At 73.6% G+C, this 10,667-nt stretch carries 11 protein-coding genes; 9 read left to right on the top strand and 2 right to left on the bottom strand.

Annotated elements, in window-relative coordinates; all coding sequences use genetic code 11:
* The first annotated feature begins 4 nt into the window (after nt 1-4).
* Both ABZU46_RS09750 and ABZU46_RS09755 read left to right on the top strand, forming a co-directional pair.
* Nucleotides 5-481, top strand: a complete 477-nt coding sequence (locus ABZU46_RS09750; protein WP_354856037.1) for a helix-turn-helix domain-containing protein — start codon at nt 5-7, stop codon at nt 479-481.
* A gap of 370 nt (nt 482-851) precedes the next feature.
* Complete coding sequence (locus tag ABZU46_RS09755) at nt 852-1,895, top strand: S1 family peptidase (protein ID WP_354856038.1); 1,044 nt, start codon at nt 852-854, stop codon at nt 1,893-1,895.
* A 90-nt stretch (nt 1,896-1,985) separates the two neighbouring features.
* Here ABZU46_RS09755 and ABZU46_RS09760 read toward each other — a convergent pair whose 3' ends face one another.
* Nucleotides 1,986-2,702: a DUF998 domain-containing protein gene (locus tag ABZU46_RS09760; protein WP_354856039.1), complete on the bottom strand. Its 717-nt coding sequence runs from the start codon at nt 2,700-2,702 to the stop codon at nt 1,986-1,988.
* A 185-nt stretch (nt 2,703-2,887) separates the two neighbouring features.
* Between ABZU46_RS09760 and aspS the strand changes: the two genes are divergently transcribed.
* From aspS to ABZU46_RS09780, 4 genes are all read left to right on the top strand, one after another.
* Entirely contained in the window at nt 2,888-4,693 is a 1,806-nt protein-coding gene (gene aspS / locus ABZU46_RS09765; RefSeq protein WP_354856040.1) for an aspartate--tRNA ligase, read from the top strand.
* Between the two features lie 102 nt (nt 4,694-4,795).
* Nucleotides 4,796-5,605: a sugar nucleotide-binding protein gene (locus ABZU46_RS09770; protein WP_354856041.1), complete on the top strand. Its 810-nt coding sequence runs from the start codon at nt 4,796-4,798 to the stop codon at nt 5,603-5,605.
* Nucleotides 5,606-5,669: 64 nt separating this feature from the next.
* Entirely contained in the window at nt 5,670-6,287 is a 618-nt protein-coding gene (locus ABZU46_RS09775; protein ID WP_354856042.1) for a helix-turn-helix domain-containing protein, read from the top strand.
* Between the two features lie 114 nt (nt 6,288-6,401).
* Nucleotides 6,402-7,685, top strand: a complete 1,284-nt coding sequence (locus ABZU46_RS09780; RefSeq protein WP_354856043.1) for an MFS transporter — start codon at nt 6,402-6,404, stop codon at nt 7,683-7,685.
* 39 nt (nt 7,686-7,724) lie between these two features.
* Here ABZU46_RS09780 and ABZU46_RS09785 read toward each other — a convergent pair whose 3' ends face one another.
* Nucleotides 7,725-8,465, bottom strand: a complete 741-nt coding sequence (locus ABZU46_RS09785; protein ID WP_354856044.1) for a GNAT family N-acetyltransferase — start codon at nt 8,463-8,465, stop codon at nt 7,725-7,727.
* A 141-nt stretch (nt 8,466-8,606) separates the two neighbouring features.
* On the opposite strand from ABZU46_RS09785, the gene ABZU46_RS09790 reads away from it, so the two are divergent.
* The 3 genes from ABZU46_RS09790 to ABZU46_RS09800 form a co-directional block, all read left to right on the top strand.
* Complete coding sequence (locus ABZU46_RS09790) at nt 8,607-8,819, top strand: hypothetical protein (protein ID WP_007458297.1); 213 nt, start codon at nt 8,607-8,609, stop codon at nt 8,817-8,819.
* Between the two features lie 75 nt (nt 8,820-8,894).
* Nucleotides 8,895-10,478, top strand: coding sequence for an AAA family ATPase (locus ABZU46_RS09795; protein WP_354856045.1), 1,584 nt, complete (start codon nt 8,895-8,897; stop codon nt 10,476-10,478).
* Nucleotides 10,475-10,667: hypothetical protein (locus ABZU46_RS09800; protein ID WP_354856046.1), on the top strand; the 193-nt coding region annotated here is incomplete at its 3' end. The genes ABZU46_RS09795 and ABZU46_RS09800, both read left to right, overlap by 4 nt.

Below are 10,667 nucleotides of genomic sequence, written 5' to 3' on the forward strand. Positions count from 1 at the left end.
TCGGATGAGACCCGGGGCACTGGACTGGTCGGTGGAGAACTGCACCATCGCCCGCGCGATGGAGATCCTCGGCGAGCGGTGGACCATGGTGGTGCTGCGCGAGGTGTTCAGCGGCGTGCGGCGCTTCGACGACATGCGGGTCCGCACCGGTATTCCGCGCCAGGTTCTCACCAGCCGGCTGGCGGTGCTCGTCGAGCGGGGCGTTCTGCGTCGTGAGCCGTACCGGGAGCCCGGCAGCCGGCTGCGCCACGAGTACCGGCTGACGGAGAAGGGTCTGGCCCTCTGGCCGGTGCTGGTCGCCGTGCTCGGGTGGGGTGACCGGTACCTGGCCGACGCCGAGGGCTCGCCGTTGAGCGTGGGGCATCGCGACTGCGGCGCCCCGGTTCGCGTCGAGCTGCGCTGCGCCGAGGGGCACCCGGTGGATGATCCCCGCGACGTGCTGCCCCGCCCGGGTCCCGGCGCGCGCCGCCGTACCCCCTGACGCCGCCCGCTCGTCCGCGCCGCCGCCGTCCGCGCCGGCCGCCGCTGCCCGCTCGTCCGCCGTGCGGCCCGATCCGTGGTGATCCGGCGGCGGGGGTTGTGGCGGCAACGGCGTCGGTCGGCGAGTGGTGTCCGAAACGGATCCGGCGGTCCTCAGGGGTGTGACGGCAGGTGCCCGCGAACGTGTCCGCGGTGTTGCGGCGGTGTGACTGGCGCGGGTCGACGAATTCGGGCGAAACCAGGTCTTGTCAATGATCTTAAGTATGTGAATACTTCTGTTCACTCGGCCGGTTCTCGCAGATCGGCCGGGTCGCCCCTCGGGTCAGCCACCCCCGGCCAGACCCGTCTCCCCCGCCCAGGAGGTTTGTTACATGCGACCCACGAGGTCCTCATTCCGCGTTGCGGCGACTGTTGCCGTGAGCGGAACCCTGGTCGTCGGCTCGCTCATCGGCGCACCCGCCCAGGCCGCCCCCGCCGCCTCGCCCGACGCCGCCGCCGCCCTCTCCGCTCAGCTCGGCGACCGCTCCGCCGGCTCGTACATCGACGCCAGCGGCAAGACCGTCGTCACGGTGACCGACGCCGCCGCCGCCCGCACGGTCAGCAAGGCCGGAGCGAGCGTCCGGTACGTCACCCGCGGCGCCGCCGAGCTGAACCGGGCCACCGCCGAGCTGGAGCGCTCGGCGAAGATCCCGGGCACCGCCTGGTGGAGCGACCCGATCACCAACCAGGTGGTCGTCTCCGTCGACAGCACCGTCACCGGCGCCAAGCTGGAGCGGGTCAAGGCCGCTGCCGCGCGCGCCAACGGCGCGGTACGCGTCGAGGCCGAGGCCGGCGTGCTCAGCACCCGCATCTCGGGTGGCCAGGCCATCTACACCGGCGGCTACCGCTGCTCGCTCGGCTTCAACGTGCGCAGCGGCAGCACCTACTACTTCCTGACCGCCGGGCACTGCACCAACCTCGGCACCAACTGGTACTCGAACTCCAGCCAGACCAGTCTGCTGGGCACCCGTGCCGGCACCAGCTTCCCGGGCAACGACTACGGCATCGTGCGGCACAACAACTCCGCGAACGCCGCCGGCAACGTCTACCTCTACAACGGCAGCTACCGGGACATCACCGGCGCCGGCAACGCGTCGGTCGGCCAGTCGGTGCAGCGCTCCGGCAGCACCACCGGCCTGCGCAGCGGCTCGGTGTCCGCGACCAACGCCACGGTGAACTACGCCGAGGGCTCGGTCTCCGGCCTGATCCGCACCAACGTCTGCGCCGAGGGTGGCGACAGCGGTGGCTCGCTCTTCTCCGGTAGCACCGCGCTCGGGCTCACCTCCGGCGGTAGCGGTAACTGCAGCAGCGGCGGGACGACCTACTTCCAGCCCGTTACCGAGGCCCTGAGCGTCTACGGCGTCAGCGTCTTCTGATCGATTCACCGCCCGCGGGTCGCCGGAACCCTCCGGCGGCCCGCGCCGCGCGTCCGGGGGTGGGCCGTCCGCCCCGGCGCCCGCGCCGCCTCAGGCGAGGCGATCCGGCCCGTCCGTGGGAAGCAGGGGATCCGGGGGTACGACACCGGTCGTCGGCAGGGCGGGCCCGAGCGTGGCGCCGTCGGTGGCCCAGGCGAGGTGTGCCCGTCGGGCGGAGAGGACCGCCAGCAGCGGCCAGAGTGACACGCCCACCGCCGTCACCCGTTCGGCCAGGCCGGTCCGGGATCCGCTGGTCACCTCGAACGCGAACCAGCCGAAGAGGGCGAGCAGCACGATCGTGGCGCTCAGCGCCACGCTCCGCCGAAACGCCCAGGGCGGCTGCGGGACTCGCGGATGTGCGGCGTCCGGGCCACGCGGCAGCCGCAGCGCCGACCCGGCCGGCCAGAGCGCCAGCGCCAGGACCGCGACGGTGGCCGCGACGCCGTGACTGAGGGAGCCGCCGACCGCCGGCCGGGGAAAGGCGACAAGCGCGATGGTCGCCACGCCGCCGACGGCGAGCAGGAAGCGGCTGGGCAACCCGGCCGCGTGCAGCACCGCGGCGATCGCCAGGTAGCAGCAGCCGAGCAGCAGCAGGCAAGTGATCATGATCCAGGAGTCGGTGGCGTCGTGCCCGGCCAGTTCGCTGATGGTGTCGCGGACCGGGTCGTACCCGGCCGGCTGGCGGGCGCCCGCGACCGTCCAACCGCCCACCAGCAGCACCGGCGCGGCCACCGCCGTGGCGACGCCCCAGTTTGGTACGGCGCGCATTCGGCCACGTTAACCGGCGCGACGGCCCGGCGAGCCGGGTTCGTCAGGCTGCCCACCGGCGCGGCGCGCGGCCTGCCGCCTGCTCACCTGCGAATCGTGCCGGCCTGCCGGGTGCCCCCGAGCGGGGCCGGCCACCCCTGACAGAATGCGGGTGAGGACTGTTCCACGATGAGGAGTTGCCAGCCGTGATCCGTACCCACAATGCCGGAAGCCTGCGCGCCGCGGACGCCGGCTCGACGGTGACGCTCGCCGGGTGGGTGGCCCGCCGGCGTGACCACGGCGGCGTCATCTTCGTCGACCTGCGCGACGGCTCCGGCGTGGTCCAGGTGGTGTTCCGCGAGGAGGACGCGCACGCGCTGCGCAACGAGTTCTGCGTGAAGGTCACCGGCGAGGTGACCCGCCGGCCGGCCGGCAACGAGAACCCGGAGCTGCCCACCGGCGACGTCGAGGTGACCGCCGTCGAGCTGGAGGTGCTCTCCGAGGCCGCGCCGCTGCCGCTCCCGGTGGACGACCAGGTCGAGGCCGGTGACGACCTCCGCCTGCGGTACCGCTACCTGGACCTGCGCCGCAGCGGCCCGGCGAACGCGCTGCGGCTGCGCTCGCGCGCCAGCCACCTCGCCCGGGGGGTGCTGCACGAGCGGGACTTCCTGGAGATCGAGACCCCGACGCTGACCCGCTCGACGCCCGAGGGCGCCCGCGACTTCCTGGTGCCTGTGCGACTCCAGCCGGGCAGCTGGTACGCGTTGCCGCAGTCGCCGCAGCTGTTCAAGCAGCTGCTGATGGTCGGCGGCATGGAGCGGTATTACCAGATCGCGCGCTGCTACCGCGACGAGGACTTCCGCGCCGACCGGCAGCCCGAGTTCACCCAGCTCGACATCGAGATGTCGTTCGTCACTGAGGACGACGTGATCGACCTCGGCGAGGCGATCGTCTCGGCGCTGTGGAAGGACCTGGCCGGGCACGAGATCAGCCGGCCGATCCCGCGGATCACCTGGCACGACGCGATGGCCCGCTACGGCTCGGACAAGCCGGACCTGCGCTACGGCGTGGAGCTGACCGAGCTGACCGACTACCTGCGCGGCACCGAGTTCCGGGTGTTCGCCGGGGCGATCGACGCGGGCGGCTACGTGGGCGCGGTGGTGATGCCCGGTGGCGCGGCGCAGAGCCGCAAGGAGCTGGACGGCTGGCAGGACTGGGCGAAGGCGCGCGGCGCGCGGGGCCTGGCGTACGTGGTGCTGGACGCCGAGACCGGCGAGGCGCGCGGCCCGGTGGCCAAGAACCTGTCCGCCGAGCACCTGGGCGGGCTCGCCGACGCGGTCGGCGCCAAGCCGGGTGACGCGGTCTTCTTCGCCGCCAGCGCCAACGCCCGCGAGGCGCAGGAGCTGCTGGGCGCGGCCCGCGTCGAGATCGCCAAGCGGGCCGGCCTCATCGACGAGAGCGCCTGGGCGTTCTGCTGGGTGGTCGACGCGCCGATGTTCGAGAAGACCGACGAGGGTGGCTGGACGGCTGTGCACCACCCGTTCACCTCGCCGAACGCGGAGTGGGTCGACCGGTTCGAGGAGGCGCCGGACCGCGCCCTGGCGTACGCGTACGACATCGTCTGCAACGGCAACGAGATCGGCGGCGGGTCGATCCGTATCCACCGGGGCGACGTGCAGAAGCGGGTGTTCGACCTGCTCGGCATCACCCCCGAGGAGGCGCAGGACAAGTTCGGCTTCCTGCTGGAGGCGTTCAAGTACGGCGCACCGCCGCACGGCGGCATCGCGTTCGGCTGGGACCGGGTCTGCATGCTGCTGGCCGGCGCGGACTCCATCCGTGAGGTCATCGCGTTCCCGAAGACCCGTGGCGGCTTCGACCCGTTGACCGGCGCGCCGACCCCGATCACCGCCCAGCAGCGCGCCGAGGCCGGCATCGACGCCAAGCCCAAGCCGCAGCCGGCGGCCCACGCCGGCACGGCCGGCCCGGCAGCCCCGGTAGCCGACCCGGTCTGACCGCACCCCCCGGCCCCTGCTTGGGTGATCAAGAGGTTTGCGTCATCATCGCCCCGCGAGATGACGCAAACCTCTTGATCGTCGGTGGGGGAGTGGGCTGGGATGCGGGTGCTTGTTGTCGGGGGTAGCGGGTTTCTGGGTCGGGAGGTCTGTCGGCGGGGCGTCAGCGCCGGGTTCTCGGTGGTGGGGACGTTTCACTCCGGGTCCGTCGGGGTGTCTGGTGTTGTCGGGCGGCGGCTGGACGTGACCGACCGGGCCGCCGTGCGCGCGCTGGTCGGCGAGGTGCGGCCGGACACCGTGGTCGCGACCCCCTACCGGTACGACGACTGGACGGTCACCGCCGACGGGGCCGCGCACGTGGCCCTCGCCGCCGCCGAGGTGGGGGCCCGGCTGGTGCACCTGTCCAGCGACGCGCTGCACGGCGGCCGTCCCACGCCGTACGCCGACGACGACCCGCCCAGCCCGGTCAACGCGTACGGGGCCGCGAAGGCGGCGGCGGAGACCGCCGTACGAGCGATCGACCCCGGTGCGGCGCTGGTGCGTACCTCGCTGATCCTGGGGGAGGGCAGCAAGCAGATCGAGCTCTGCCGCGAGGCGCTCGCCGGTCGGGCCGTCCTGTTCACCGACGAGTTCCGCTGCCCGATCGACGTCAGCGACCTGGCCGACGCCGTGCTGGAGCTGGCGTGCTCGTCGTACGCCGGACTGCTCAACGTGGCCGGCGCGGACGCCGTCAGCCGGGCCGAGCTGGGTCTGCTGGTCGCCGAGCGGTTCGGTCTGGACGCGACGGGCCTGAAGACCACCACGGCCGCCGCCGCTGGCGTGGTCCGGCCCAGCGACGTACGCCTCGACTCCGGCCGCGCCGCCGGTCTGCTGCGGACGCGGCTGCGCGGGGTGCGCGAACTCCTGGCCTGATGTCCTGCACACTTCCTATGCACAACTATTGTGCACGGCAAGTGTGCAGAGATAGTGTGCAGCCATGAAGAACGACGAAGCGACCCCGCGGCCCACCCCGCGGGAGGTGCGGATCGACAAGCGGCAGGTCCGGGTGCTTGCGCACCCGCTGCGGATGCGGCTGATCGGAGCCCTGCGGGTGAACGGGCCCGCCACCGCCACCACCCTCGCCGAGCTGCTCGGCACCAACACCGGCGCGACCAGCTACCACCTGCGCCAACTCGCCGAGGTCGGGCTGGTCACCGAGGATCCCGACCGGGGCAGCGGACGGCAGCGCTGGTGGCAGGCCGCGCACGACGTCACGAGCTGGGAGCCGAGCGACTTCGACGACGACCCCGACGCCCGTGCCGCGATCGAGTGGATCCAGGGCGACCAGGTGCGTCTTCTCGTCGAGCACGCCGACCGCTGGTTCGCCACCCAGCACGAATGGTCCCCCGCCTGGCGGGACGCCTTCGGCATGGGCGACATCTTCATGACCATCCCGCCCGAGCGGCTGGAGGCGCTCAAGGCGGAGGTGTGGCAGGTGCTGGAGCGGTACCGCCGGGAGGCCGAGCCGGTCGACACGGCCGAGCCCGCCGACCCGCAGGCCCGCCCGGTGCAGGTCTTCCTGGCCGCCTACCCGCTGCTGGACGGCCCTCGATGAGCGCGAGGAGTGAGCCGGGCTTGCGAGCCCCGCAGTCGCGAATGGATGTGGCGTCGTGAGCGCGAGGAGTGAGCCGGGCTTGCGAGCCCCGCAGTCGCGAATGGATGTGGCGTCGTGAGCGCGCTGACCGTACGCCAGGTCCGGCGTCGCTACCTCACCCTCTACGGCCTGCGCTGGCTCCCCACGGGGTTGATGATCCCGGTGATGATCCTGCTGATGCAGGAGCGCGGCCTGTCGCTGCCGCAGATCGGCCTGGTCGGCACCGCGCAGGGGCTGCTGGTGCTCGCGCTGGAGCTGCCCACCGGCGGCTTCGCCGACGCCCTCGGTCGCCGACCCGTCCTGCTCGCCGCCGGAGCGCTCAACCTCGCCTCGCTGGCGCTCTTCGCGGTGGCCGACTCGTTCGCGCTGTTCTTCCTGGTCTGGGCGTTGCAGGGCGTCTACCGGGCACTGGACAGCGGCCCGCTGGAATCCTGGTACGTCGACGCCACCCTGGCCGCCGACCCGCAGGCCGAGTACGAGCGGGGCCTCGGGTACGCCGGCACCGTCGTCGGCGTGGCCATCGGCGGCGGCGCGCTGCTCAGTGGTGGCCTGGTCGCGCTGGGCCCGCTCGGGCCGGTCAGCGCGCTCACCGTGCCGGTGCTGGCCGCGATCGTCGCCCAGGCGGCCGCGCTGGCCGCGCTGCTCGTCCTGCTGGTCGAAGAGCGGCCAGCCACCGGGGTCGCGGCGGTGCGCGCATCGGTCGTCCAGGCGCCCCGGATGATCGGCCAGGCGCTCGGGCTGCTGCGGCGTTCCCGGGTGCTGCTCGCCCTGGTGGCTGTGGAGTTGTTCTGGGGCTTCGGCATGGTCACCTTCGAGTCGCTGCTGCCGGTGCGGCTCGCCGAGGTGATCGGCAACCCGGAACGGGCCGCCGCGCTGCTCGGGCCGGCCAGTTCGGCGGCCTGGATCGCCAATGCGGCCGGCGCGGCACTGACCCCGCTGCTGTTGCGCTGGTTCGGGGCGCCTTGGGGCGCGGCCCTGCTGCGCATCCTGCAGGGCGTCACGGTGGTCGGGATGGGGCTGTTCGCGGGGCCGGTCGGAGTGCTGGTGGCCTACCTGGCCTGCTACGCCGTGCACGGCGCGTCGAATCCGCTGCACAGTGGTCTGTTGCACCGCCAGGTCGACGGCCCGTACCGGACCAGCGTGCTCTCGCTGAACTCGATGATGGCGCAGCCGGCCGCCGCCCTCGGCGGGGTGGTCCTGACCGCGATCGCCGCCGCCGCCAGCGTCAGCGCCGCGATGGTGGTCGGCGCGGTGGTGCTGGCCGTCGCCGCGCCGCTCTACCTGCCCGCCTGGCTGGCCGACCGTCGGCCCGCTCCCTCCAGCGAGCCGACCGTGGTCCCCGTACCCGCCGACCGGTAGCGAGGGCCGCTCATCGACGCCCGGTGTCGATGAGCGGCCTCAGCCGAGGCGGATCGCGGTGCGGGACAGGGTGTCGGCGAAGCCGAGCCGGCGGTAGAGCCGCACCGCTTTGACGTTGTCCGGGTAGACGCCGAGCCCGACGGTGTCGTGCCGGGCCAGCAGCGCCCGGGTCATGCCGGCGGTCAGCGCCGCGCCCAGCCCCCGGCCGCGTTGGTCGGGGGCGACGGTCAGGCCGGCCAGAAAACCGACGTCGCCCCGGCTGCGGTCCGCGCCGCACGCCACCAGCCGGTCGCCGGCCCGGATGCCGTACCAGTCGATGACCCGTGGATCGCCCGGGCGCGTGGTGGTGTCCGGGAACGCCTCGTCGACCAGCGCCGCAAGCGCCGGGCGGTCGGCGTCGGTGAGACGTACGACCCGCTGCTCGTCCGGCTGCGTCGGCGGCGCCACGGTGGTCCAGTGGAAGTCCCAGTCGACGAACTCGGCCACCGCCAGCCGGCCCGCCACCAGGGCGGGGTCGAGCCGGGGCAGGTGCATTCGATGCTCCGGCCGCAGCACCCCGTCGGCGACCAGCGCGGCACAGATCTCCAGCACCGGCTCGGTGGGGCCGATGGCGTCCGCCCCCAGCCCGCGCTCGGGCGGCAGCAACCACAGCACGGCGCCGTCGCGCCGGTAGCCGCGCGCCGGCACGCCCGGCGAGAGCGAGTGCCTGACGAACGGGTGGTCACCGGCGGCGGCCAGGATGGCGGCCCGGTCGTGGAGCGCCTGGTCGTCGATGATCATGACGGTCAGCCTAGGAGCCGCCGTACGGGCGACCGCGCCGGGTCCGGCAGCCCGCGTGCTGTTCCACGGTGGAGATTGGCGAGTCGACCGATTGGGTACATCACGCGCCGACCTACTGGGAACCCCCACCGGAGGACCGACATGCTCGCCATTCTCGCGGCCATCGTCTTTGGCTTCGCCCTGCTGCTCGACCTGCTCAACACCGACTTCGGCGCCCCCGACCTGTTCAACTGGAACACCCTCGTGCTCATCGGCCTGCTCCTGCTCTCGCTCTACCTGGCCGGCGTCGGCAGCGGCCCGCGCGGCGGTGGCGGCGGCCGCTGGTACCGGGGCCGTCGTCCCGGCCGTGGCTGACCGAGACCGATCAGCGGTGGCCCGGCCCGCAGCGCGATTCCGGCGTCGCGGGTCGGGCCCGGTACTGTCTTCGTGATGGAGTCCGACGCTCTCTTCTCCCTCGGTGCGCCCACCGGGCCGCGCAGCGCGCCCGAGGGTCCCGCCGGTGTCGACGGCTTCACTCCGGTAGCGGACGATTCGCCCCTGCCTGTCCGCATGCGGCCCGCGAGCCTGGACGAGCTGATCGGGCAGGACCACCTGCTCGCCCCCGGCGCGCCGCTGCGGCAACTGGTCTCCGGCGGTGCCCCCCTGTCGGTCATCCTCTGGGGGCCGCCCGGCAGCGGCAAGACCACCATCGCGCACCTGGTGGCCGGCGCCACCGACCGCCGCTTCGTCGCCATGTCGGCGCTCTCGGCCGGGGTCAAGGACGTCCGGGCGGTGATCGAGACGGCCCGTCGCCAGCGCCGCTCGGGCGGCCCGCAGACGGTGCTGTTCATCGACGAGGTGCACCGGTTCAGCAAGACCCAGCAGGATTCGCTGCTCGCCGCCGTCGAGGACCGCACTGTCACGCTGCTCGCGGCGACCACCGAAAACCCGTACTTCTCGGTCATCTCACCCCTGCTGTCGCGGTGCGTGCTGCTCACCCTGCAACCGCTCGACGACGACGCCGTACGCGGCCTGCTGCGCCGCGCGGTCGCCGACGAGCGCGGCCTGGGCGGCGCGCTCGCCCTGACCACCGACGCCGAGGACCACCTGGTCCGACTCGCCGCCGGTGACGTCCGCAAGGCGCTGACCGCGCTGGAGGCGGCGGCGGCCTCGGCCACGGCGCTCGGCACCGGGCGCATCGACCTGGCCACCGCCGAGCAGGCGGTCGACGTGGCGGCGGTGCGCTACGACCGCGACGGCGACGCCCACTACGACGTGGTCAGCGCCTTCATCAAGAGCATGCGCGGCTCGGACGTGGACGCCGCCGTGCACTGGCTGGCCCGGATGCTGGTGGCGGGGGAGGACGCCCGGTTCATCGCCCGACGGCTGGTCATCTTCGCCAGCGAGGACGTGGGCATGGCCGACCCCACCGCGCTGAGCGTGGCCACCGCCGCCGCGCACGCCGTGGAGTACGTCGGTCTGCCCGAGGCGCAGCTCAACCTGGCGCAGGCGGTGATCCACCTGGCCACCGCGCCGAAGTCGAACTCGGCCACCACCGCGATCGGCGCTGCCATCGCCGACGTGCGGGCCGGCCGGGGTGGTTCGGTGCCCCGTGGGCTGCGGGACGCGCACTACGCCGGCGCCCGAGGGCTGGGCCACGGCACCGGGTACCGCTACCCGCACGACGACCAGCGCGGCGTGGTCACCCAGCAGTACGTCCCGGACGACCTGGTGGGCGTCGACTACTACCAGCCCAGCCCGCACGGGGCGGAACGGTCGGTGTCGACGCGGCTGCCGGTGCTGCGCCGGATCATCCGCGGGCTGCCGGCCCCGCCCGCCCGCCCGGAAACCCCGACCGCCTCCTCGCCCGCGACAGCGGGCCCGTCGGTGGCGGCCCCGACCGCCGGGTCACCGGTAACACCGCAGCCCGCCCCGGCGCTTGTCGGTCGGAACGGCAAGCCGGCCACGGACGCGGGCGGTCCCCGCACGAAGCAGGACAGCGGCACTGACGCCGCAGGAGAGGGTCAACAGTGAGATCGCGTGGTGCGGACCGTCCCGACGAGGGCCCGGACGAGCGGCGTGATCCCCGCGCGAAGGGCCGCCGCTGGGGTCGAGGCCGAGCCGAGGCCGAGCCGGAGGAGCCGGTGGCCGGCGAGGAGTTCGGCTGGATCGACGACCTGCGCTCGGCCAAGCAGCAACGCGGCGAGCTGGGCCCGGACGGGG

The sequence above is a fragment of the Micromonospora sp. NPDC005197 genome, from assembly GCF_040608295.1.
GTDB lineage: Bacteria > Actinomycetota > Actinomycetes > Mycobacteriales > Micromonosporaceae > Micromonospora.

Bases quoted from the DNA above. Each gene is read 5' to 3' on its own strand.
- ABZU46_RS09755 (WP_354856038.1), top strand. From the start codon at position 852: ATGCGACCCACGAGGTCCTCATTCCGCGTTGCGGCGACTGTTGCCGTG.
- ABZU46_RS09775 (WP_354856042.1), top strand. From the start codon at position 5,670: ATGAAGAACGACGAAGCGACCCCGCGGCCCACCCCGCGGGAGGTGCGG.
- ABZU46_RS09785 (WP_354856044.1), bottom strand. From the start codon at position 8,465: ATGATCATCGACGACCAGGCGCTCCACGACCGGGCCGCCATCCTGGCC.
- ABZU46_RS09770 (WP_354856041.1), top strand. From the start codon at position 4,796: ATGCGGGTGCTTGTTGTCGGGGGTAGCGGGTTTCTGGGTCGGGAGGTC.
- ABZU46_RS09760 (WP_354856039.1), bottom strand. From the start codon at position 2,702: ATGCGCGCCGTACCAAACTGGGGCGTCGCCACGGCGGTGGCCGCGCCG.
- ABZU46_RS09790 (WP_007458297.1), top strand. From the start codon at position 8,607: ATGCTCGCCATTCTCGCGGCCATCGTCTTTGGCTTCGCCCTGCTGCTC.
- ABZU46_RS09795 (WP_354856045.1), top strand. From the start codon at position 8,895: ATGGAGTCCGACGCTCTCTTCTCCCTCGGTGCGCCCACCGGGCCGCGC.
- ABZU46_RS09750 (WP_354856037.1), top strand. From the start codon at position 5: ATGAGACCCGGGGCACTGGACTGGTCGGTGGAGAACTGCACCATCGCC.